Source organism: Pseudomonas sp. SMN5, assembly GCF_052041925.1.
Lineage (GTDB): Bacteria > Pseudomonadota > Gammaproteobacteria > Pseudomonadales > Pseudomonadaceae > Aquipseudomonas.
In genome coordinates, this window is record NZ_JBKGGX010000001.1 from 177905 (window position 1) to 199274 (window position 21370).

21 protein-coding genes and 1 pseudogene are annotated in these 21370 nt (G+C 61.2%); 3 read left to right on the forward strand and 19 right to left on the reverse strand.

Annotated elements, in window-relative coordinates; genetic code table 11:
- Positions 1 to 5: 5 nt before the first annotated feature.
- On the reverse strand, positions 6 to 737 hold the full coding sequence (gene fhuF / locus ACLEJR_RS00705; RefSeq protein WP_440811423.1) for a siderophore-iron reductase FhuF: 732 nt from the start codon (positions 735 to 737) through the stop codon (positions 6 to 8).
- A 199-nt stretch (positions 738 to 936) separates the two neighbouring features.
- On the opposite strand from fhuF, the gene ACLEJR_RS00710 reads away from it, so the two are divergent.
- Together ACLEJR_RS00710 and ACLEJR_RS00715 are read left to right on the forward strand one after the other, a co-directional pair.
- Entirely contained in the window at positions 937 to 1152 is a 216-nt protein-coding gene (locus tag ACLEJR_RS00710) for an MbtH family protein (protein WP_440792232.1), read from the forward strand.
- 37 nt (positions 1153 to 1189) lie between these two features.
- A complete protein-coding gene (locus tag ACLEJR_RS00715) occupies positions 1190 to 2620 on the forward strand; it encodes a diaminobutyrate--2-oxoglutarate transaminase (RefSeq protein ID WP_440811426.1) in 1431 nt (476 codons plus the stop codon).
- Between the two features lie 229 nt (positions 2621 to 2849).
- On the opposite strand, the pseudogene ACLEJR_RS00720 reads toward ACLEJR_RS00715, so the two are convergent.
- The 8 genes and pseudogenes from ACLEJR_RS00720 to gstA all read right to left on the reverse strand — a co-directional run bounded on the left by ACLEJR_RS00720 (position 2850) and on the right by gstA (position 10758).
- Positions 2850 to 3240, reverse strand: a pseudogene (locus ACLEJR_RS00720) (ester cyclase).
- Positions 3241 to 3330: 90 nt separating this feature from the next.
- Positions 3331 to 4092 carry a glucose 1-dehydrogenase gene (locus tag ACLEJR_RS00725; protein ID WP_440811428.1) on the reverse strand — a complete coding sequence of 254 codons (762 nt, stop codon included), beginning with the start codon at positions 4090 to 4092 and terminating at the stop codon, positions 3331 to 3333.
- A 37-nt stretch (positions 4093 to 4129) separates the two neighbouring features.
- Entirely contained in the window at positions 4130 to 4957 is an 828-nt protein-coding gene (locus ACLEJR_RS00730; protein ID WP_440792240.1) for an EamA family transporter, read from the reverse strand.
- A gap of 76 nt (positions 4958 to 5033) precedes the next feature.
- Positions 5034 to 5939, reverse strand: coding sequence for a transcriptional regulator GcvA (gene gcvA, locus ACLEJR_RS00735; RefSeq protein WP_440792242.1), 906 nt, complete (start codon positions 5937 to 5939; stop codon positions 5034 to 5036).
- Positions 5940 to 6074: 135 nt separating this feature from the next.
- Positions 6075 to 6707 (reverse strand): glutathione transferase, encoded by a 633-nt coding sequence (gene yfcF, locus ACLEJR_RS00740; protein ID WP_440811430.1) that lies wholly within the window; start codon positions 6705 to 6707, stop codon positions 6075 to 6077.
- Positions 6708 to 6806: 99 nt separating this feature from the next.
- Positions 6807 to 8096, reverse strand: a complete 1290-nt coding sequence (locus ACLEJR_RS00745) for an MFS transporter (protein ID WP_440811432.1) — start codon at positions 8094 to 8096, stop codon at positions 6807 to 6809.
- A gap of 215 nt (positions 8097 to 8311) precedes the next feature.
- Entirely contained in the window at positions 8312 to 10075 is a 1764-nt protein-coding gene (locus ACLEJR_RS00750; RefSeq protein WP_440811435.1) for a S8/S53 family peptidase, read from the reverse strand.
- Between the two features lie 71 nt (positions 10076 to 10146).
- The gene (gene gstA / locus ACLEJR_RS00755; protein WP_440811437.1) at positions 10147 to 10758 is read right to left on the reverse strand and encodes a glutathione transferase GstA; all 612 of its coding nucleotides are present in this window, start codon (positions 10756 to 10758) and stop codon (positions 10147 to 10149) included.
- A gap of 124 nt (positions 10759 to 10882) precedes the next feature.
- On the opposite strand from gstA, the gene ACLEJR_RS00760 reads away from it, so the two are divergent.
- A complete protein-coding gene (locus ACLEJR_RS00760) occupies positions 10883 to 11824 on the forward strand; it encodes a transcriptional regulator GcvA (RefSeq protein ID WP_440811439.1) in 942 nt (313 codons plus the stop codon).
- Here the strand turns inward: ACLEJR_RS00760 and ACLEJR_RS00765 are convergent.
- From ACLEJR_RS00765 to ACLEJR_RS00810, 10 genes are all read right to left on the reverse strand, one after another.
- Positions 11816 to 13024 (reverse strand): multidrug effflux MFS transporter, encoded by a 1209-nt coding sequence (locus ACLEJR_RS00765; protein ID WP_440811441.1) that lies wholly within the window; start codon positions 13022 to 13024, stop codon positions 11816 to 11818. The genes ACLEJR_RS00760 and ACLEJR_RS00765 overlap by 9 nt on opposite strands.
- A 214-nt stretch (positions 13025 to 13238) precedes the next feature.
- Positions 13239 to 14111 (reverse strand): DUF6282 family protein, encoded by an 873-nt coding sequence (locus ACLEJR_RS00770; protein ID WP_440792254.1) that lies wholly within the window; start codon positions 14109 to 14111, stop codon positions 13239 to 13241.
- Positions 14108 to 14884 carry an alpha/beta hydrolase gene (locus ACLEJR_RS00775; protein WP_440811444.1) on the reverse strand — a complete coding sequence of 259 codons (777 nt, stop codon included), beginning with the start codon at positions 14882 to 14884 and terminating at the stop codon, positions 14108 to 14110. The genes ACLEJR_RS00770 and ACLEJR_RS00775 overlap by 4 nt, the downstream gene beginning before the upstream one ends.
- A 14-nt stretch (positions 14885 to 14898) precedes the next feature.
- Positions 14899 to 15888, reverse strand: a complete 990-nt coding sequence (locus ACLEJR_RS00780) for an NAD(P)H-dependent flavin oxidoreductase (protein WP_440792257.1) — start codon at positions 15886 to 15888, stop codon at positions 14899 to 14901.
- Between the two features lie 63 nt (positions 15889 to 15951).
- Complete coding sequence (locus tag ACLEJR_RS00785) at positions 15952 to 16320, reverse strand: antibiotic biosynthesis monooxygenase family protein (RefSeq protein WP_440792259.1); 369 nt, start codon at positions 16318 to 16320, stop codon at positions 15952 to 15954.
- A 26-nt stretch (positions 16321 to 16346) separates the two neighbouring features.
- Positions 16347 to 16907 carry a flavin reductase family protein gene (locus tag ACLEJR_RS00790; RefSeq protein WP_440811446.1) on the reverse strand — a complete coding sequence of 187 codons (561 nt, stop codon included), beginning with the start codon at positions 16905 to 16907 and terminating at the stop codon, positions 16347 to 16349.
- Positions 16904 to 18073: an LLM class flavin-dependent oxidoreductase gene (locus ACLEJR_RS00795; RefSeq protein WP_440811448.1), complete on the reverse strand. Its 1170-nt coding sequence runs from the start codon at positions 18071 to 18073 to the stop codon at positions 16904 to 16906. Before ACLEJR_RS00795 ends, ACLEJR_RS00790 begins: the two co-directional genes overlap by 4 nt.
- Positions 18074 to 18114: 41 nt before the next feature.
- The gene (locus ACLEJR_RS00800; protein WP_440811450.1) at positions 18115 to 18819 is read right to left on the reverse strand and encodes an RraA family protein; all 705 of its coding nucleotides are present in this window, start codon (positions 18817 to 18819) and stop codon (positions 18115 to 18117) included.
- Complete coding sequence (locus ACLEJR_RS00805; RefSeq protein ID WP_440811453.1) at positions 18816 to 20027, reverse strand: isocitrate/isopropylmalate dehydrogenase family protein; 1212 nt, start codon at positions 20025 to 20027, stop codon at positions 18816 to 18818. Before ACLEJR_RS00805 ends, ACLEJR_RS00800 begins: the two co-directional genes overlap by 4 nt.
- A complete protein-coding gene (locus ACLEJR_RS00810; protein ID WP_440811456.1) occupies positions 20027 to 21049 on the reverse strand; it encodes an aldolase catalytic domain-containing protein in 1023 nt (340 codons plus the stop codon). The genes ACLEJR_RS00805 and ACLEJR_RS00810 overlap by 1 nt, the downstream gene beginning before the upstream one ends.
- Positions 21050 to 21370 lie beyond the last annotated feature (321 nt).

The window sequence follows — 21370 nt, forward strand, 5'->3', positions numbered from 1 at the left end:
GGCCGTCAAACGGACTGCTCCTTGCACTCATCGAGGGGGCAACTGCTGCAATAGCCGACGCCGGGAAGGCGGTAGCGAATGCAGCAGATGCGCCTGAGGCGCTGCGGCTCGTCCTCGCCGATATCCTGGTAATGCACCGGGGCGAACAAGGGATTGCGTCGCCCGTCGGGGCGCAGGCGAGCGTTCAGGATCTCTCGGGCCGGTGCGGTGCTGTGGGCGTTGGCCAGCGGATGCAGGTCGATACGGCTGGTGACGAACTCGAAAGTATTGCCGGCATTGCTCCAGAACAGCCGGGGCGATGCCCGGGAGGCACTGACCAGGGTTTCGATGACGGGCGCCAGATGCTCCTCGATCAGGGTATGGAATCTTTCGAAGGCGGTGCCGGGAGGTAAAGGATGGCCGGCATGAGGCAAGTGCAATGCCTGTGGCCTGGCATCGTCGTTCAGTTGGAGTCCGGTGTCGGCGAGCGTCAATGGCAAGTCCCAGTGCTGGAGCAGATTGGCCGCCATCACCGGTGCCAGGAACGTGCTGAAGTACCACTTGGACCACAGCGAAACCAGGGCCAGGCGCTCATCGGTCTTGTACCGCGCCTGCAACTCGTCGACGAAAGCATTGAAATGCCCCGGCTGGAAGAACCTGCTTGCCGGCACATCCGTTCGAGGATGGCTGCGCAGTTGCAGCTTTTCACCGTGGTCGGTCAGCGGACCGGTGAACAGCGGGGCAAGGCTGGGAATCATCGACTCATCCGTGGACCGCGAATTGAGAGCGGTTATCGTTCAGAAGGGCTCGAAGTATAAACAGGGCGTTGCGGTCTTGCGACTGTTCATCGTCGAGACGAATTTTGAGAAACAGGTACATCTTTAAAAATATTAATGAGAATCGCTACCATTAGTATTGTATCGTAGGATCCTCCCGTCATACCCCAAGGAGTAAGCAATGAGTGTGGACAGCCCGGATACCCGTTTTCTGGTTGTAGTCAACGAGCAGGAGCAATACTCAATCTGGCCGGATTATCGAAGTGTGCCCGACGGTTGGCGCGCGCTCGACGTCAAAGGCAGCAAGCAAGAGTGCCTGGACCATATCGAAAAGGTCTGGACCGACATGCGCCCGCTGAGCTTGCGCCAGGCCATGCAGGAACAAGGACAGGGCTGATCGCCCGCGACAGAGTTTCTTCACTCAGGGATTCAATATGGAAAGCGTCCAGCCCCGTCTATCTTCCAGCGCAACCTTCACGCTGGAACAGTTTCGCCAGCAAGCGCCGCGTGAACTGAACACCAACCCGTACCTGCAACGCCAGGCGGCCCGTGAGTCGAATGCCCGGTCTTATCCGCGACGTATTCCGTTGGCGCTGCAAGAGGCCCATGGCCTGTATGTCCGCGACACCCAGGGGCAACTGTTCATGGATTGCCTGGCGGGGGCGGGGACGCTGGCGCTGGGGCACAATCACCCGGTCGCCATTGCGGCCATGCGGCAAACGCTCGACTCGGGCTTGCCCTTGCATACCCTGGACCTCACGACGCCGGTCAAGGATCGTTTCGTCGAAGACCTGTTCAACGCGCTGCCGGAAAACTTTGCCCGTCATGGTCGCATTCAGTTTTGCGGCCCGACCGGTGCCGATGGCATCGAAGCGGCATTGAAACTGGCCAGGACGGCCACCGGACGTAAACCGATCCTCTCGTTCTCCGGCGGCTATCACGGCATGACGCTTGGAACATTGAGCCTGATGGGCAACCTGGGGCCGAAACAGGCTTTGGGTTCGATGATGGCTGACGTGCAGTTCCTGCCATACCCCTACGACTACCGTTGCCCGTTCGGCATCGGCGGCGAAGCCGGTATCGATGCAGGCCTGCATTTTATCGAGCAGTTGCTCGGTGACCCGGAGTCGGGTGTCTTGCCACCCGCAGCCGTGGTGGTCGAAATCGTGCAGGGCGAGGGCGGTGTGATTGCAGCGCCGATCCGCTGGCTTCAAGGGCTGCGCCAACTGACCCGCAAGTTTGGCGTGGCACTGATCATCGATGAAGTACAGACCGGCCTGGGCCGTACCGGCAAGCTGTTCGCCTTCGAGCATGCGGATATCGAACCGGACATTCTCGTGTTGTCCAAAGCCATCGGCGGAGGGTTGCCGTTGGCCGTGATGCTGTACCGCGAAGAGTTCGATACCTGGAAACCAGGCGCCCATGCCGGCACCTTCCGTGGCAATCAGATGGCGATGGCGGCGGGGGCGGCGACGCTGCGCCACATCATCAGTGAAGACTTGCCTGGGCACGCCGATGTGATGGGGCAACGACTGATGACGCAACTGCGTCGGCTGCAAGGCGATTACGCATGCCTGGGCGATGTGCGTGGCCGGGGCCTGATGGTGGGCGTGGAGATCGTCAGCGACAAACCGAGCGACAATCGCGTACCGGCCGGGGACACGGCCCTGGCCCAGGCTATCCAGCGCCAGTGCCTGCGCCTTGGAGTCATCCTGGAACTGGGAGGACGCCATGGTGCCGTGGTGCGATTCCTGCCGCCATTGATTATCCAGCCTGAAGAAGTCGACCTACTGGTCGAACGCTTCGAGGTTGCCTTGGCCAATGCTCTGGAAGAGGTCAAGGGACGGACGCTGCACATTGCCTGAAGCAGGGCGATAAGGTGTGAAGCCAATGTCCCGATGAGTCGTAATACTGTCACTCAAGGAAACCACTGAACCCGTGGCGAGGGAGCTTGCTCCCGCTGGGCTGCGTAGCGCCCCATTTTTTGTGAGTGCTGCGCACTCAAGCGGGAGCAAGCTCCCTCGCCACAGGTTCATCTACTTTCTTGAGTGACAGCATTTCGACTCATCGGGGCTTTGCTTTAAGCCCCGAGCGTCACTGCGCAGATTGGAGCTGAGCTTCAATCGCGTCCTTGTCGATGACCGACCAGACCTCATGGATCCTGCCGTCCTTGAACGCATAGAAAACGTTTTCCGCGAAAGAGATTTTCGCTCCGTTCACAGCAAGGCCCATGAATTCACCCACCGGTGTGCAATTGTATACCAGGCGAGCCGCCACCTTGGTCGGTTACCAGGCATTGGATTTCAAAGCGCAGGTCGGGAATTTCCCGATAGTTCGCTTCCAGCATGCTTCGATAGCCATGCAGTCCCAATGGTCTGGCGTTGTGAACCACATCCTGATGGACAAAATGGCCGAGGTTTTCCCAATCCTGTGCATTCAGGCAGGCAATGTAGTCGTTGTAACGATCGGCAAGATCCGAAGGCATAAGAACGATTCTCCGCTTTGTGTCTGTTCGCAGAGTTTAGTCGCGCCGTGAGATCTTCGATTTGTCGAGTGGTGAAGGCGCGGGCAAAACTCATTTACCCCCCGTCACATCAAGAAACGTCCCGGTCACGAACGACGCCTCAGCACTGGCCAGCCACAGAATGGCCCGCGCCACTTCCTCCGGCTGCCCACCCCGGCCCATGGGGATCGAGTCCTTGACGCGATCGACCCGCCCAGGCTCGCCGCCGCTGGCATGCATCTCGGTATAGATGTGACCGGGGCGCACGCAGTTGACGCGTATGCCTTCCCGAGCCACTTCCTTTGCCAAGCCGATGGTGAACGTCTCCAGGGCGCCCTTTGACGCTGCGTAGTCGATGTATTCATTGGGGCTGCCAAGCCGTGCCGACGCCGAGGAGACATTGATCACCACTCCGCCCGGACCGTTATGTCGGTAGGACATGCGCTTGAGCGCCTGCTGGGCGCAGAGCATCGGGCCGATGGCATTGACCGCAAAGATACGCTGCATGCGCTCCAGGTCGAGGTCCTCCAGGCGTGACTGACGTGCCAGTACCCCGGCGTTATTGACCAGTACGTCGATGCGCCCGAACGAGCGGTCGATGGCCGCGAACAAGCCGGCGACTTGCTCGGGGTCGGCGCTGTCGGCCCGCATCGCCAACGCCCGACGACCCAACGCCTCGACATCCGCCGCCACCGCCAGCGCTGCGGGTTCGTTGGTCACGTAGCTGATCGCGACGTCATAGCCTTCTGCGGCCGCCAGGCGTGCGGTGGCGGCACCCACTCCGCGACTGCCGCCGGTGATCAGAATCAGCGGTGCCTGTGAGACGTTATCCATCGAGGGAACCTCCTGTAACGGTGGGGAATCAGCCGTGTCAGCCAATGATAAGGATGCCGCTGGCAATCACTGCGCACGCCAGGATCCGGCGGGCGGTGAGTGGTTCGCCGAGGAACAGGTAGCCAATCACCGCCGCAAACAACACGCTGGTTTCGCGCAATGCCGACACCGCGCCCAGGGGCGCTTCGTTCATGGCGTAGATGATGATTCCATAAGCCAGCAGGGAGACCAGCCCGCCGGCCAGGGCGGTCGACATGCCGGGTCGAATGGAAAATAGGCTGCGGGCGTCGCGCAGGCCGATGTACACCAGCGGCATCAGCGCGCCCCACAACGCGCACATCCATACGGTGTAGGCCAGCGGCGCGCCGGAGAGTCGGGTGCCGATGCCGTCGGTGACGCTGTAGGCCGCGATGAAACAGCCGGTCCCCAGTGCGTAGGGCAGGCTGGGCACCGCCAATTTGCGACTTCTGAAAGCCAGGGAAATGATTGCGCCTGACACCAGCGCGATCCCCAGTAAGGTGCCGGGGGCAATGCTTTCGCCGGCAAAGACTGCGGCGCCCAGGGTGATCAACACCGGTGACGAGCCCCGGGCAATCGGATAGGTCTGCCCCAGGTCGCCGATCCGATAGCTGCGCACCAGAAACAGGTTGTAGCCGACATGCAGCACCGCCGAAAGCGCCGCATAACCCCAGCTGGCGGGTGCTGGCGCGACCATGAAGGCGGCTGCAACGACACTGGCGAAGGCGACTGCGACGCACATCATCGTCATCGACCATAGCCGATCGGCGCCGCCACGCAGCAGTGCATTCCAGCCGGCGTGCAGCAGGGCAGCGAAAAGAACCAGCAGAGTGATATGAATAGGCATGGGCTGATGTTAAGCAACCCGGTGCCCGGAACTACAGCGAAGTCTCCTCATCGTTGCATGAGCAGATCCTCATGCATCAAGCGTAAGACTGTTGGGCTTTCAGCGCCTCGCTCATCAACCATTGACGAAAACTGACGATGTGCGGCTGCGATTCGATGCCTTTCGGACAGACGAAATAGTAGGCAAGCGGTGAGGGGAACGGCACATCGAACAGCCGCACCAGACGGCCGTCGCTGATTTCCGCTTCAACGTGCCCGCTGCGCACCAAGGCGACGCCTTGGCCGAGCAGGGCAGCCTCGACCGTCATGTTGGTGTCGCCGAACCTGACGCTGTCCTTGAGTGGCAGGAATTCCAGCCCAACGTTTTGAAACCAGACCTCCCATTTCGGCACCAGCTCGGCGCCGTCGCGGGTCAGCAACGGGTAGTGCAACAATTCGGCAGGGCTGGCAGGTGTCCCGAAGCGCTGCAGCAGATCGGGGCTTGCCACTGGAAACACCTGTTCGCCGAACAGGAACTCCGAATACAGGCCTGGGTAAACGCCCTTGCCGAGCCGGATCGCGACATCGGCCTGGGTCTCGGAGAAGTGGATGATCCTGTCCGTGGTGTCCAGCGAAACCAACAGCTCGGGATGCTGCCGGGAGAGGCCGGGCAAGCGTGGCAGCAGCCATTTCAGGGCGAAGGAATAGGTCGTGCTGACTTCCAGACGAACCCGGTCTTTCTGCTCGCGCAGATCATTCAGGGTTGCCTCCAGGCTCATGAAGAATTCCCGCACGATGGGCGCCAGCGTGGCCCCTGCTGCCGTGAGGCTCAATGATCTGCCGCGCTCGAACAATTGCAGGCCCCAGAGCGCCTCAAGATGCTTGAGCTGGTGGCTCACCGCGCTCTGGGTGACGTGCAGTTCCTGGGCCGCAGCGGTAAAGGTCGTGTGTCGGGTCGCCACTTCAAAGGCGCGCAAGGTAGCGGTGGGCGGCAGGTCTCTCATGAAGGGTATCCCGGCGAGTCAACGGAAGTTCGTGGCATGAACGCCAGCTCATGTTAGAACATCTCGGGCACGGGATGAGAGATCAGCCGCCGAAAGCCGATGTTGAAATGCAGGTGGGTTACCGCAGCGCGCTTTCTACAGCGCAGGACGTTGCAGCTTGACCCACTCTTGCACCGTAGGCCGTTGCCACTGGCGCTGTGCGTATTCCACCAGCGCGGCGGGCACGGCGTCGCCGTTGAGTATCAAGCGGTTGAGCATCAACGCCAGGTCAACGTCGGCAATCGACCATTGGCCGAACAGGTACTCGGGGCTGTCGACCAGCAGCGCCTGGGCGGCGCCGACCAGCTTGCGCGCCGCCGACTCGGCCGTTGGCGACAAGGGCGCCGATTTGACCCCGTAGAACACCACCAATGTCGAACGCTCCTGCCGAATCGGCAGCAGGTCACTGCGCAACCATGCCTGCACCTGGCGCGCCTTGGCACGTTGGAATCGATCCTGCGGATAAACCGGGATCGAAGGGAAGGCCTCTTCCAGGTACTCGGTGATCGCCGACGATTCAGACAGGGCGAAGTCGCCGTGCACGAGCGTGGGCACTCGTTGGGTCAACGAAAGGCTGGCATAGTCCTGCGCCAGGTTTTCGGACGCATCGAGGTCAATCGGGCTGATCTCGAATTCGATGCCTTTTTCACGAAGTGCCACGAACACCGACATGGCATAGGGGCTGCTGAACTGGGCGTCAACGTACAGGCGCAGGCGGGAATCGGTCACGGGTTCATCTCCTTATGTATGAAGCACACACGCTACGAGTTCCGGCGCGATAAATACAATTCAGCTTTTTCATGGGCGTATTCCTGGTCGGAATAGCGCTCAGGCTGCATCGCTGTTATGCCTAGGGCTACTCGCCGATACCGCGACGGAACCTTTGAGCAACCGAACGGCCCCCCTTCGATAGAACGCCAGAATGGCAAGCACCTGCACAACGACCGCCCCCGTTACAACAGCCGCGACGGCATGATCCGGATCGCTGAAGCCTGCGCGCACCAGGCCGAAGAAAGCCGGGGCAAAGGCATAGGTGGCCTGGCTGATCGCGACCATCAGCGCAATCACCCGGGCGGTGTGTTCACGACTGAACTCGACCTGCGCGATCAATGGCGGCAATGAGGTGGCGTTACCAATTCCCGACCCAATCAGCACCACGGCGATCCAGGCCACGCTCGGGTGAAACGCCAGGCCGAGGAGCATCAGTGTGCCCAGCAGCTGGATGGCATAACCGAGACAGGCCAGATGCCGGCGGTTGGCACCTTGGGTCATCAGGCGAGCGGCCACGTAGCGTCCGCCCATGGCGCTGGCGGTGGCCAGGCCCATGGCGAGCGCGGCGTCATGCGCGCCGATGCGTCCCGCCAGGATCGAATATAAGTGTGCGATAAGGCCGATCTGGGCGAACAACCCCAGGGACATCCCGGTCGCCAGGCTGCGGAAGCTTGACGATTTGAATGTCTGCATCGCGGTCCACGGCGTGGCGCTGGGGCTGATCGGCGCGGGTTCCGGCTGTCCGGCATTGTCAGGATGCTGCCCCAGGCGCTGCGGGCTTTTGTTGAAAACCAGGAGGGCGAAGGCGCCGATCAGCAGCACGGCGATGACGCTGATCACCAGCGCCGCCATGGCAAAGCCGAAACGCTCGATCAGCAACACCCACAGCGGCGAAAAGATCACGCCGCCCATGCTCGCACCGTTGTAGGCCTTGCCCAGGGCCTTGGGCCTCTCCTTGACGTACCACGGCGCAATCAAGGTATTGACCGCCGTGGCGCCCAGCGTTACCCAGCCGAAACCGGAGCAAACCGCACCGGCGTACAGCACCCATAGCTGGTTGGCCTGGGCCCAGGTATTCACGCCGATGCCCAGGACAATACTGCCCAGCAGGGTGATGGCTGGGATGCCGAAGCGTGCGTAAAGCCGTGGCAGGTTGGCAATGACCACCGTGCCGCTGAGAAAGTGCAAGGTGACGGCAGTCGAGACCTGGGCGATAGGCCAACCGGTGCGCTCCATCACCGCTTGCATGTAGACCGGTGGCCCGTAGAAACCGACTCCCCAGCCGATCATCGCCAGGATGAATGTGCAGGCCAGTACGGTTTTTCCAAAAAAACGGCGGTGTTTCATTTGCTATCTCCTCCATGTCGGCCCGCAGGTTAAATTCCCAGCGGGCCTTACACTTCGAGGAGCGTCGAACTGTGGATGTCGAAAATCGAGCAGCGACCGGCTTGCCACTCGATACAGGAACACCGGATCCAAAAAGAACCCACGGTCAGCGGAGCCGGTTGTAATGCTGCTCGGGGTGGACGTTCCTGGAGGTTATGGTCGGCGATATAGCTCAATCAACGCACGCGCCGACGGCTCTGCTCCGCCAGATCCAGCGCCTTGTACATGTCCAGCCGCGCCGAACGGCCCACGTCCTTGTCGTTGAGCTGGTAGTTGCGCTCCGATGGCAGTATGGGCGCGGTGAGGTCTTCGGCGTCCATTCGTTCGAAGTCGTGATTGTCGCCGATGGTCATGGCGCTGCGGCGTAGCAGCATGCGCAATTGCTCGGGCTGCAATTGCGGGTTGATGGAGAGCATCGCCGCAACCAGGCCGGTGACCATCGGCGTGGCATAGGAGGTGCCGCAATGCACGGCACCGTCCTGGCCGGCTTCGGTTGTCGAGGCGTGGGTGCACGCGGCGGCGGTGATGTCGACGCGCATGTCGATGTTCGAGGAGCTGCGCTTGACCGCATAGGCCGGGTCGTCGACAGCGATCCCGGCCCGTTCGCTGCGCTGGTGGCCGCCGACCACCAGCAGTTGTTCCGTGATGAAGGAGGAGGGCAGGCGGTATTCATCGGTGCCTGAGAACGACGAACCGTTGCCGGCGGAATTCACCACCACCACGTCGGGATGTTCCTTGCGCAGCCAGAGAAAGAATTCCTCCAACAATTCCTCGTAGCCGCCCATGGCGATGCCTGAGCGCAGCAGGGAATCCACTTCATCGCCCTTGACGTTCTTCGCGCCGACACGATGAATGCCCCAGCTCCAGTTGAGCACGCGTACACCGTCTTCCACCAGGTTGACCGAGGCGGCGATGTTGGCGGTGATGCCGGCATCGGAGTTGCGTTCGACGATCACCTCGAAGCCACCGCTTGCCGGGTCCAGGCCACGGAGCAAACCGCTGTTGCCGCCGTCGTTCCACCGAGCGGCGAGGATGCCGGCGACGGTGGTGCCGTGGTTGTCCGGTTTGTCCGCATCGCGGGCATAGACACAGGTGCGCGGGGCCGAACATGCTCCGACATAGTCGGCAAAATCCGCCGTGTCGAAATCAACGTCACGCTCGATCAGGCCGATGCGCACCGGTTGCGGGCGGATGGGGTCCTGCCGGCCGGGGATGCGTCGCAGGTAGTAGTTCACCCCATCGAGAAAACGGTTCGCGGCCCATTCATCGGAGTCCGGGGCCGGTTTCTTCGGCTCTTGCGGGGCAGCTGCCTGCTCGGTTTCTTCAGCGGCGGATTCTTCGATCACCACGGCGTCCACGCTGGTTTCGCTGCCCAGGCGCAGCACCAGCGCATCGCGTTGCATCAGGTCCGTGGCCGGCAAGCGCAGCTGATAGAGATTCAGTGGCGCGATACTGCCGACCACCTTGGCCCCGTACTTCTCGGCCAGGCGTTCGGCCTCCTGGCGGCCGTCGTGGTTTTCCTCGATCAACAGGCTGACCAGGTTGACGTAAGTGGTCAGGCCGTCCATGTTCTTCGCCACTTCATCCGGCCCGGCGGCCACCACATGACTGTTGCGCAACGTCAGCCAGGCGGCATTGCTTTGGCGCGCTCCGTCCTCCAGCCACAGCGGACCGCTTTGATAATCGGTGAAGTCCAGGCGCAACCGCAGGTTTTGCCCATCGCGCTGGACGGCATCGGCGGGCAGGGCCTTGCTCCCAAGTTTCAGTTGCGGCGTTGCAGCACCCAACCCGCGAACAGTCAGGCACCATTGCTGGTGCTGGCTCTGCAGCAGGTCGCCACAACGTTTCAGGCTTTCCAGGCGCAGTGGCTCCTGGGCGGCGATTGCGCCGTGGCTAGTCAGAGCGAGCAATGTTGCAAGAGCAATAGGGCGTAGCGGCATGGTCGGGTTTCTTGCCAAAGGGTCCAGTTGTTCGGACCGCCGTAGCGCGCGCTTCGTTCAGCGGGACGGCATCAGACCGGTAGCGTGGCCTCTTCTGCCGCAATGGCAGCCTGGACACTGGGGCGCATCTCGATCCGCGCCATGAACGACGCCAGCGCGGCCCAGCCCTTGATATCGATATCGAAGAACGGCAGCCACTTCAGGACGCTGAACAAATAACTGTCGGCCAGGCCGAAGGTGTTCATCAGGTAATCCTGGTGTCGCAGCGATTCAGTCAGGTAGTCGAGGCGCTTGAACAGTTTCTGTTTGAAGACGGCTTTGGTGGGCTCCGGGATATCGGTATTGAACAGCGGCGCGCAACCGCTGTGAATCTCTGTGGCGATGAAGTTCAGCCACTCTTGCAGCCGAACCCGCTCCCATGTGCCATTCGCCGGCGCCAGTGTGTTGCCTGGGACGAGGTCCGCCAGATACTGGACAATGGCCGGCCCCTCGGTCAGCACCTTGCCGTCGTCCAGCACCAGTGCGGCGACGTAGCCTTTGGGGTTGAGGTCGAGAAAGTCCTGGCCATCGGCGGTTTGCTTGGTCTTGTTGTCCACGCGGACCAACTCGAAGGCAGTGCCCAGTTCTCGCAGCACGATATGCGGTGACAAAGAGCAGGTCAGTGGGGCGAAGTACAGTTTCATTTCCGTGTAGTCCTTGCTTGGGGGATGAAGACGCGCCGCTAGCATCCGCGAGCGCCGGTGCCTTTCGCAAAGGACATTTCGGGTGCTACGGTATGACAGAATCTCATGAGCGCCCCTGGCCCCGATGACCGTCAGAATTCCTTCCCTCAATGGCTTGAAAGCGTTCGAGTGCGCAGCCCGGCATATGAGTTTCACCCAGGCCGCACAAGAGCTGAACGTCACTCAGACCGCGATCAGCCACCAGATCAGACGGCTCGAAGACGAACTCGGCGTTCGCCTGTTCCTGCGGGCCAAGGACGGTTTGAGCCTGACCCAGGAAGGGCAGGCCTATTTGCCGGGGGTACGCTCGGCCTTCAACGCGCTGCGACATTCGACCGAAAGCTTGTTGCGACGCCGTGAGAAGCGCACGTTGACGATCAGCACTTTGGTTTCCCTGGCCTCCAAATGGCTGTTGCCCAGGCTGGGGTCGTTTCAAGAGGCGTTTGCGGATATCGACGTACGCGTCACGTCCTCTACCGAGTTGGCGGACTTTCGCAAGGCCGGCATCGATGCCGCCATTCGTTACGGTCGTGGTGATTGGCCGGGGTTGCGTGCCGACCGGCTGATGTCCGATGAAATATTCCCGGTGTGCAGCCCGCGCTTACTGGACGGCTGCGACCCGTTGCAAACGCCGGCTGACCTGGCCCGCCACAAATTGTTGCAGGTCAGCGGGATGACGGCTGATGACTGGAGCCTGTGGCTGGACGCAGCGGGTCAACCGCAGGCGTTGGCCGAGGGCTCGCGCCTGACTTTCGATCTGGCGATGATGGCCGTCCAGGCGGCGATCGATGGCTTGGGCGTCTGCATCGGGCGCTCGACTTACGTCGATGAAGACCTGAAGGCGGGCAGGTTGGTGGTGCCTTTCGATTTAAAGCTGAAGTCCGATCTGGGCTTCTATCTGGTGACGCCGCTTGAGCATGCCGGCTCGCGCAGCGTGGAGGCCTTCCGGACCTGGTTAATGGAACAGGTAGACACCACACCTCCTTTGGGAGCCGAGCTTGCTCGCCATGGCGGTGGGTCAGCCTGAACGACCTCGTAGAAGAAACAAGACCATCGCCACCAGGCAAGCGATCAATTGAATACCGCCCAGCGTTGTGACCGGTGCAAAGGTCAGTACTGAAGCCAGCCAGGTGGTCAGTGCGGCCGCACCCATGGAGATAAAACCGAGCAGCGCGGAAGCCATTCCGGCCTCTTTACCGAATGGCCCCATGGCGATTGCCGTGCCGAGCGGGTTCGCCAGCCCCATGCCCCACAGGAAGGTGACCATCGAAATGGCGTACCAGCCAAGGCTCGGATCGGCCGACCCGGCGAGCAGCAGGCCGCCGCCGGCCATGGCGCAGGCGATGCCCAGGATCGTGATGGCGCCGGCACCGTGGCGGTGGGCCAGGCGCGGCGCGGCCATCCCGGCGGCGAACACGACAAATACCGTCGAAGCAAAATAGAGACCGGTCTGTAACGAAGTCAGACCGATTCCTTTCATCAGGATGGCGGGCGCGGCGGCGAACGAGGCGAACAGCCCGCTCAGCAACAGGCTCATCGACAGGGCCGGCAGAATGAAGCGACTGTCTCGCGCCAATCTGGCATAGGCGAGTACTACGCTTGTGGCCGAATGCGGCGCCCGGCGATCAGCCGGATGAGTCTCACCCAGCCCCCGGACATAAAAAAATGCCAGCACCACCGCGGCCAGTCCCACGAGGATGAAGATCGCCCGCCAGCCCAGCGTGACGGACAACAGGCTGCCCGCCAGGGGAGAAAACCCCGGTGCGGCGGCGGTGGCGATCATGGTCAGCGACAAGGCCCGAGCCAGTGCCTCGCCTTCAAACAGGTCCCGGGCAATCGCGCGTGACAGCACCGAAGCCGCGCACACGCCCAGGGCCTGGACGACGCGTCCTGCGATCAGCACCTCAAGGCTGGTGGCGAGTCCTCCGATCACCGTACCGACCACAAAAATCGCCAGCCCGCCCAGCACCAGCTTCTGGCGTCCATAGCGATCAGCGAGCGGCCCGACGATCAACTGGCCCAAGGCGAAGGTGATGAAGTAGCTGGACAGTGTCAGGCCCATTTCGCGAGCACTCACCCCCAAGGCTTCGCCGATGAGCGGAAAGGCGGGGAGGATGATGTTGGTGGAGAGCATGCCGATCGCCGCCAGGCCCGCGAGCAACGCGACGATTCGCCCGGTCAGTGGCTGGACGGCTTGGGCCTGGGTGTTAGCAACGGCTGTGGTCATGGATTCGCACCTTTGGAATTTTTCCAGGCACTGCGGCCTTGCTTCAGGGCGGCCGATGGTCTGGGGCCGGCAGGGCTGCCGAGATATGATGAATGTAATATTTTGAGGGGAATATGATGGTCATCATGTAATTCGTCAAGTTCAATATTCAGTGATCGCGTCGCCAGTGGCGGCGGTGCGGGAAATACTCAATCATCCGGGAAGAGGGAGCCGCTCACTGCGGCTCCAGTTGCAACAGCTGACGTGCATTGCCTTGCGTGACTTCAAGTACTCGCTGGGCGCCCAACGCCATGCGTTCGAACCACAGCAAGCTGTCCACCTGCCATTGTTCAATATCAGGTTGGGAGGTCTGGCCCAGGTCGGAACTGTAGAGCGCCCTGGGTACGCTGCGCAGAACCTGAGTAAAGTCTTCCCACGGTTGATAGCCGAGCAAATAGGTCAGGGCGGTCTGTTCGGTGTAAACCATCGGAGCTTGGGCCAGTTCCAGCAGGGCATTGGCATCCAGACCGGTCAGCGGGTTGGCCGGCTGGTTGAGCATCAGCCTCGGCACATCCAGTTGTACCGCAGCGTCGATCAACAGACGCACTTCATGAGCATCGGCATGGCCTGTCGAAATGACGATGGGATAGTCCCTGGCCATTCGCAACACATCCAGCGTCCGTGGGCTCAAGCGCCCGTCCTGGCTGACGGTAAGGGGCGCGATAGGGTATTTGTCCAGGATCCAGTGACCGCTGCTGCGTTTGAGACGCGACTGATGAGTGCGACCCGTCACGGTCGGCAGGTGGACGATCAGCCTGGCGTCGCTGTCTGCGTGATGACACAGCGAGCGCTGCACGACCCTGAAATCAATGCCGCCGGCAATTTCGTTCAGCACCACCGAGCCGGAAACGGGAAGCCCCTCCTGACGGGCCTCCCACGCCTGGGATGCGGTGCACCCCAGATGATTTTTCAGCACCACCCAACCGTTCACCGCAGCATAGCGGCGGCCGGTCTCCATGACGCCATGGCGCCGCAGGTAGGCGTCGGGACCGGCATGGTAATGCACGTCAATGAAGTCGGCCTCCAGCAGCCTGGGCGTGTGGTTCATGCGGCGGCCTCCAGGGCAATGCCCAGGCGGTCGCGCACGTTACGAAGCACCATTGCCGGCGCGTCGACCAGCGGGCGCATGCCTCCGTCGGGTATGGGGAGCCGGTAGTGGCGAGCCCGCTCGTTTATGTGGACGTTGATGCCACGTACCAGTTGGGATTGTTCTCCATAGACAGTCAACAGCGCACCGCTGAAGCCATGGCTGGCCTGCCTCAGATCGAGACGGTTGAGCAGTCGGAATCCCAGGTGCAATCGCCTGGCCTGGCTGGCAGCGCTGGCCTGGTCGACTTCGATCGGTGCGCAAGGGCGTATGCGGGTGGCCGGCTGGACCAGTTGATCCAGTAAATGCAAGGCTTGCTCGACGTCTCCCAGCAATGCCAGGTCAGCCATTTTTCCCAATCGACCATCCATGATCCCGTCGGCCAGGGCGGGTGATGAAAGCAGCAGCACTTTGTCGACGCGTGCACCGAGGGCTTTGCCGAGCAACGCCTGAACCACCGCCCCCCCCAACGCCGAGCCTACGAGCAGATCGATCTGGCCCAAGGGCAGTAACACTTGCTGCCAGCGTTGCGAAAAAGCCTCCAGCGTCTCACCTTCCTGGGCCAACAATGACAGCGTGTCGAACACGATCACTCGGAAGCCGGCCTTCACCAAAGGGTCGATCATGGGTTGGAAGAATTGGCCGTCATCCCACACGGGCATGACGGGGGACATGACGACCGCCAGTTGCTCGCCGGTACCCCACTGGCGGCTGATTGCATTGGATGCGTGCATAGCGATTGGCTCCATCAAGCGATTTTGTCGAGGGCCAGCAGCCGCTGGCTGTTGCGCAGGATCTGCGTGGTTTCGCGAAGGAGGTCCTCGACGATCTGGCGTGCCGGCTTGATATTGCCCACCAGGTCGAGCACTTCACCCGCCCAGATGGCCCGGTTGTCCAGGTCGTCCGCGAGCACCGCCTTGGCGTAGTCCTGGCGTACAGCGTCGGGCGCGTCCCTGAGCGCTTCGTCGCGACCCAGCCATGCCTGCGAGAAACGGTTGGCAATGGCGCGGCCACTGTAGTGCTCAGGCCACTCGATACCGCGTACCAGATCGAAAATCCGGGTACGCACGGTATCCGCTGTGCCGGATTCGATCAGGCGTTTCTTGAACGCTGCCGAAGGCAAGGCTTCGTCCGACGCCAGGAACCGCGTACCGAGCATCACCCCGTCCGCGCCCAGGATCATTGCGGCTGCCATGCCGCGACCATCAGCGATGCCGCCGGCGGCTATCAGCGGTATTTTTTCACCCACCCGATCCTGCACGGCGGGCAGTAACGGCATCAGGCCACGGCGCAGGCTGTGCCCGCCGGCCTCGGCGCCTTGTACGATCAACGCGTCGGCCCCGGCATCGAGGGCGGCGCTGGCTTGATCCAGTTCATGGATCTGCACGATGGCTTTCGCACCGGCCCGATGAATGATCGGGATGAATGTCCGTGGATCGCCAAACGACAGGGCGACGACGCGTGGACCGTATTCCAGCGCCAGGTCCAGCAGTGCCATGTTCCGAGCCACGGTGAACATCACCAGGCCGACGCCCCACGGCTGTTTCAGGTCGCGCATGGGGGCCAGCTCGGTGCGCATCCATTGCTCGTCGCCGTAGCTCGCGCCGACCAGTCCCAACCCGCCCGCCTTCGATACCGCTCCCGCCAGTTTCGCGCCCGAGGCACCGCCCATGGGGGCCAGTACGACCGGGTGCAGAATATTCAAACTCTGTGTGAGACGCGTGTTGAGGTCAGCCATATCGATACTCCTGTATTCGCGCTGGAGGGCCGGCCAGGGCCCGCCAGCATCGGCGTTTTACACTCAGTCGGCGATGAGCGTTGCGGTCAGTGCCTGGGGAATGAAATCGCTCACCTGGTACAGGTGAAACTCCCAGGTGCCGGTTTCCTTGAGGCCCGAATACCGGGACATGAACGCTTCATCATGAAACAGCGAGTCAAAGGCATCCTTGCTGCTCCACTGTGCCTGGTTGATGACGGTTTTCCCGTCGAGACTCTTGAACAGGCGGCTCCACTGGAAGGCCGGGTAGGTTCGGGCCACGTACTGGACGGTATCGCGCAGTACGGCGAGCGCCGCATCCTGTTGGCCGGGGTTCACATGGACCACATTGACGAGAAAAATGGCCTGCTCTTCGCCGGGTTGCGGTGTCGGGAATTGTTCGATCTGAGTCATGAGCATCTCCTGGGTCATTGTGCGAATCATTGCGTCAGCCGGGTGGAAATCGCCGGACTGCCGTTTTCCCAAAGCAATGGATTGATAGGTTCGGCGAACTGGACCGCTTCGACGCGACCGATGATTACGTCATGGCTGCCATAGTCGATGCGCTTGTCCAGGGTGCAGATCAGGCTCGATTGCGCATCGGCCAGGCAGGGCAAGCCCTGGATGTCCTCCCATTGCCCATGGGCGAAACGTTCGGGCCCTTTGACCTGTCCCGCGAAGACCGGCACCAGGTCGCTATGGACGGCACTCAACAGGTTCACGCTGAAGCGTCCGGTCAGCATGAGCGGGCCATGGAGGCTGGCGGAGCGATTGACGCAGATCAGCAGCGCCGGTGGCGTGGTGCTCACCGATATCACCGCCGTCGCGACCATGCCCACCGGGGCATCTCCATCGCGGCTGGCGATGATTGCAACGCTTGAAGTCAGCCTGCGCATGGCATTTTTAAACTGGTCTGCAAGCTCGACGGACTCGCCATCGACAGGCGCGGTCAGGACCGTGACTTTGGCCGTGGAGCCCAGGGCCTGAGAATATCCGTTCATGCCACGGCCTCCATGATCCTGCCCGGGTTATGGGGAGCCCGTTGTCCTGCCTGCTCCATCAACGGCAAGACTTGCTTGACGAAACGCTTGAGTCCGCTCTGATAGTCCAGCCAGGTCAGGTTGATGCCGTCCACGCCCAGGTCGGACCAGCGCTGCATCTGCTCGACGATCATTTCCGAGGTGCCTACCAGCGGCACTCCGGCGAATCCCGCCTTGAAGTGGAAGCGGAAGCGTTCGGCATCGGCGGCATCGTTGAACATCCCGCTCTGTACACCGATTTCGCGGGTCACATTATCCAGCGCGGCATCATCGCCATGCTGGTTCACGTAGTAATCGAGCTGCTTGTGGGCCTGCTCCAAAGTGTCCTCGTGTACCACATAGGCATACACCCAGATTTGCAGTTCACGGCCATGCTCCAGGCGAGCCAGGTCGCGGTAGGCATTGATCTGTGCGCGGATGGTGTCGTCATCGTCTTCGTGCTTGAGGATCAGGAATGCGGCGTCGCAATGCTTGGCGCAGAACTGCCGGCCCCGTGGCGAACCCCCGGCGTTCATCAGGAACGGTCTGTTGATCGGCTTGGGTTCGGAGTAGCCCTGTTTGACGTTGAAGAACTCACCCTCATAGTCGAAATAGCCGTTGGCTTGCCAGGCCGACTTTGCAATGTCGATCCATTCATCGGCATGGTCATAGCGCTTGTCGTGGTCACGCTGGTGACCGTTGAACATGCCCATTTCCTGGCCGAACCAGCCGCAAATCATGTTCAATCCGAAACGGCCGCCGCTGATATGGTCGATGGTGGCCGCCTGCTTGGCGGCGAACAGTGGATGGACAGTCGACAGGTGCGAAGTGGTGAACAGGGCGATCTGGTCGGTGACCGAAGCCAGGGCCGCCGCCCAGGTGTAGGTTTCGTAGGACACGCCCATCGGATTGCTGGCACCTTCCCAGCCGCGCCACCGCCCCACAGGCAGCAGCAGCTCCAGGCCGGCACGGTCGGCCAGGGTGGCGATTGCCAGGTTGCTTTGCCAGTCGGCCGCGCGATGGCGCTCCGGGACGGTGGTGAGTGTGCAGCCGCCTTCGATGTTGAAGCCGAAGACGCCGAGTTTGATCTTGTTCTTGCTCTCGCGCACCGGGTTGGGCTTGCGAACGGACACGTTTGCAGTGTTCATGTCGTGAGTACTCTTCTCAAATGAATGGAATGAATCGCAACTCAAGCGTTGGCCTGCTTTTCCCGAGCCGACAGCCACGGCTGGTCGTAGCGGTGCAGGGCGCGGGCCTGTTCCAGGGTGTAGCCGTCGTTCACGCTCTGGATGATGTCCCGCTCCGTCTGCTCCACTGCCTGGGCACGCTGGATGACCTGTTCGGCCTTGTCAGCGGGTATCGTCAGGCAACCGCTGCTGTCGCAGACCACCAGGTCACCCGGGGAAACCGTGACGCCACCGATCTGTACGGGAACCTGAGTGGCCTTGAGCTGCACCCGGTTTTTTGCCGACTGCATGAAGCGCGCCCGGCTGAACAACGGGTAGTTGAGGCGCTGGACCGTATCGATATCCCGGGCGGCGCCGTCGATCAGCGTGCCGCGGATCCGCTTGCTGACCGCCACATGGGTGAGGATGTCCCCCCAGGTCGTGCAGTCGGTGCGCCCGGGATTGCTGGAGACAATGACGGCATCGGGCGGTACGTCATCGATGTAATTGGCGGCGGTCTTGAAGCCGTTCCGCTCCTGCACCGGCTCGTACAGCACCGTGTAGGCAAAGCCCACGCAGCGTGTTCCGGGGACCTGCTGGTTGATGCCCGCCAGGCCACCGGCCAGGCCCAGGCTGTCGAGAGCGTCGGACAGGCTGGCCGTGTCGAGCGCTTCACAGGCTTTGAGCAGTGCGTTGTCGGGCGCAGCGGTTGAGGTGATCGCCTTCATGCGTGAGTTCCTTTTTCCAGGGCTGGCTTTTCCAGGGCCTGCTGTTGCAGGACATGGTTCTGCTGCAGGTGGTCTGTCGCTGCGCCAGACCGTGCGGCCCACTCCAGGGTTTGGCGAATGATGGCCGCGGCCACCTCAAAGGTGCCGGCCGTCCCGCCCAGGTCATAGGTGCGGCAATCGCTACGGGCGACCTGGCTGACGGCTTTGCGAATCGCCTGGGCGGCTTGCGCATGCCCCAGGTGTTCGAGCATCAGTGCCACCGACAGGAACATCGCGCTCGGGTTGGCTTTGTGCTGCCCGGCATAAGTTGGAGCGCTGCCATGCACCGGTTCGAAGTAGGCGCCCTGGGCGCCGATGTTGGCACTGGGCGCCAGGCCCAGCCCGCCCATGACCCCCGCACCGAGGTCTGAAAGAATGTCACCGAACATGTTCTCGGCCACGATCACGCCGAAACGCTCGGGGCGTCGAACCATCCACAACGCGACGGCGTCGACGTTATCGATGTTGCATTGGATATCGGGGAAGTCCGCTGCGACCGACTCGAGGATTTCCCGCGCAAAGGCGCCGCTGTAACGCAGCACGTTGGGTTTGTCGGCCAGCGTAACGCGCTCGTAGCCTTGCTGGCGCGCATGCTCGAAGGCAAACCGGAACAGCCGCTCAAGCCCTGCGCGGGTTTGCAGGCGGACGGTCATGGTCGCGTCCGCCAACCCCTGCCGCGACCATGGCGCTCCCTGGCGTTCGCGCTCGGCCAGTATCGGCTCGAAGGCCTGTGGAATGCTGGCGAAGTCCAGCCCCGCATAGAGTCCTTCAGTGTTCTCGCGGATCACTGAAAACCGATAGCGGTTATCGCCCAGTACATCCGTGACCGGACGCACGTTGGCAAATAACCCGAGCTTTTGTCGAAGTTGAATTACCGGCGAAACATAAACCAGGCCAGTGCCTCTTAGTGTCGGCACAAGTTCGGCTTCCGCTTCGCGCAGAGGTTTGCTGGTAATGGCGCCCAACAAGGATGCGTTACTTTCGCCGATCAGTTTCCAGGTGGTATCTGGAATGCAGTTGCCTTGGCTTTTCCAGCAGCTCCAGCCGATCTCTCCAAACTTGAGGTCAATGGGAAGTTTGAGCGCGTCGAATAGAGGTAAGACCGCTTCAGTGACTTCGACACCAATGCCATCTCCCGCCAATACACATATTTGTTGGCGCTTGTTCATCACAGGCTTCCTCCACTTACCAGCGATGGTGCATGGGGCGTCGTCAATCGCTTGATCGGTTTTTCGGGCTTGCGACTGAACTGTTCATGCAGTATTTGCAAAGCATGGAAAGTTGACGCCGGGCTGTGCGCCTCGATGATTTCATCAAGGCGCTTTTGCACGTCGAACGGCATGTTGTAGGTGCCCATCATGACGTCCGTCAGCGATAGGGGAAGGCTGCTGGCCGGTACGTTGTCGGCGGTGAGCTGAGACAGATGCAAGGCGCTGACCAGGTCATAGTCGTTACGAATGCCTGCCCGGTGCAGGTAAGCGACAAACACACCCAGGTGCAGGTTACCGGCGCCCTTGCCCATGCCACAGATGGAAGCGTCTATGTACTCGGCCCCCGCATCCATGGCGGCAATGGAGTTGGAAAGGGCCAGGGACAGGTTGTTGTGGGCATGGAAACCCAGGGGAATGAGGACCCGGCTGGAGATTCGTGTGATCAACCGGTCGACATCGGCCGGGATCATGTTGCCATTGGAGTCGGCGAACACCAGCAGGTCGGCACCGGCATTTTCGGCTCGCAGGCTCATGTCGGAAATCTCCCCGGGCCCCAGGGTGGTGACATGGGTGATATTGGCGCTGACCTGAAAGCCGTAGGCCTTGGCCAGCGCCACCGTCGCCAGGCCGTCTTCCAGGCGGTCACGACGCAGGCAGACCCGGATCATCGAGACTGCGTGCTCACGCAAAAGCTCGAAATCGCTGGCATCTACATTGTGTGGATGCACCATCACGCACAGATCGATTCGACCCCCCGCGGCGTCATGCAGCGCCCTCAGGTAATGCGCATCAACGGCGCTCGTCAGCCCGTGCTCCTGTTTGCGCAGGAAGGAACCGTTACGGTATCCGATCTCGCAATAGGGGATGCCGGCGTCAATCATTTGTGAAATTGCAGACTGGGCATAATCAACCGTGAAGTTGAAGTTGTTACGGTACCCACCGTCCCGAAGCGTGACATCGATAATCTTAATCTGGCTCATGAATACAGTCCCTTTATCATGTTTCGAAGGCACGCAAGTGTGCCGCTTTTACTTCGAATAACAGAGGCAACCAAGAATAGTAATGTCTAGCGCAGCCGAGTACGTGAAACGATACTGTCATCAGGGACAGCGTTTTTTCTCGTAAAGGCAGAGGGATTATTATTATAAGGATATTACAGATGCGGACTTTTCTACGGGTCATGGTGTTAGAGCGAAGACTCGCTCGCCTGACCTTGTTTGATATTGGCTAATAGCCTACAAATTGTAAACGGGTTGTTTTTACCGGCAGATGTTAAAAAATTCACCAGTCACGTTACGTGC

What these genes read in the sequence shown, in the direction of transcription:
- fhuF (WP_440811423.1), bottom strand. Translation starts at nt 737, where the DNA reads ATGATTCCCAGCCTTGCCCCGCTGTTCACCGGTCCGCTGACCGACCAC.
- ACLEJR_RS00710 (WP_440792232.1), top strand. Translation starts at nt 937, where the DNA reads ATGAGTGTGGACAGCCCGGATACCCGTTTTCTGGTTGTAGTCAACGAG.
- ACLEJR_RS00715 (WP_440811426.1), top strand. Translation starts at nt 1,190, where the DNA reads ATGGAAAGCGTCCAGCCCCGTCTATCTTCCAGCGCAACCTTCACGCTG.
- ACLEJR_RS00725 (WP_440811428.1), bottom strand. Translation starts at nt 4,092, where the DNA reads ATGGATAACGTCTCACAGGCACCGCTGATTCTGATCACCGGCGGCAGT.
- ACLEJR_RS00730 (WP_440792240.1), bottom strand. Translation starts at nt 4,957, where the DNA reads ATGCCTATTCATATCACTCTGCTGGTTCTTTTCGCTGCCCTGCTGCAC.
- gcvA (WP_440792242.1), bottom strand. Translation starts at nt 5,939, where the DNA reads ATGAGAGACCTGCCGCCCACCGCTACCTTGCGCGCCTTTGAAGTGGCG.
- ACLEJR_RS00745 (WP_440811432.1), bottom strand. Translation starts at nt 8,096, where the DNA reads ATGAAACACCGCCGTTTTTTTGGAAAAACCGTACTGGCCTGCACATTC.
- ACLEJR_RS00750 (WP_440811435.1), bottom strand. Translation starts at nt 10,075, where the DNA reads ATGCCGCTACGCCCTATTGCTCTTGCAACATTGCTCGCTCTGACTAGC.
- gstA (WP_440811437.1), bottom strand. Translation starts at nt 10,758, where the DNA reads ATGAAACTGTACTTCGCCCCACTGACCTGCTCTTTGTCACCGCATATC.
- ACLEJR_RS00760 (WP_440811439.1), top strand. Translation starts at nt 10,883, where the DNA reads ATGACCGTCAGAATTCCTTCCCTCAATGGCTTGAAAGCGTTCGAGTGC.
- ACLEJR_RS00765 (WP_440811441.1), bottom strand. Translation starts at nt 13,024, where the DNA reads ATGACCACAGCCGTTGCTAACACCCAGGCCCAAGCCGTCCAGCCACTG.
- ACLEJR_RS00770 (WP_440792254.1), bottom strand. Translation starts at nt 14,111, where the DNA reads ATGAACCACACGCCCAGGCTGCTGGAGGCCGACTTCATTGACGTGCAT.
- ACLEJR_RS00775 (WP_440811444.1), bottom strand. Translation starts at nt 14,884, where the DNA reads ATGCACGCATCCAATGCAATCAGCCGCCAGTGGGGTACCGGCGAGCAA.
- ACLEJR_RS00780 (WP_440792257.1), bottom strand. Translation starts at nt 15,888, where the DNA reads ATGGCTGACCTCAACACGCGTCTCACACAGAGTTTGAATATTCTGCAC.
- ACLEJR_RS00785 (WP_440792259.1), bottom strand. Translation starts at nt 16,320, where the DNA reads ATGACTCAGATCGAACAATTCCCGACACCGCAACCCGGCGAAGAGCAG.
- ACLEJR_RS00790 (WP_440811446.1), bottom strand. Translation starts at nt 16,907, where the DNA reads ATGAACGGATATTCTCAGGCCCTGGGCTCCACGGCCAAAGTCACGGTC.
- ACLEJR_RS00795 (WP_440811448.1), bottom strand. Translation starts at nt 18,073, where the DNA reads ATGAACACTGCAAACGTGTCCGTTCGCAAGCCCAACCCGGTGCGCGAG.
- ACLEJR_RS00800 (WP_440811450.1), bottom strand. Translation starts at nt 18,819, where the DNA reads ATGAAGGCGATCACCTCAACCGCTGCGCCCGACAACGCACTGCTCAAA.
- ACLEJR_RS00805 (WP_440811453.1), bottom strand. Translation starts at nt 20,027, where the DNA reads ATGAACAAGCGCCAACAAATATGTGTATTGGCGGGAGATGGCATTGGT.
- ACLEJR_RS00810 (WP_440811456.1), bottom strand. Translation starts at nt 21,049, where the DNA reads ATGAGCCAGATTAAGATTATCGATGTCACGCTTCGGGACGGTGGGTAC.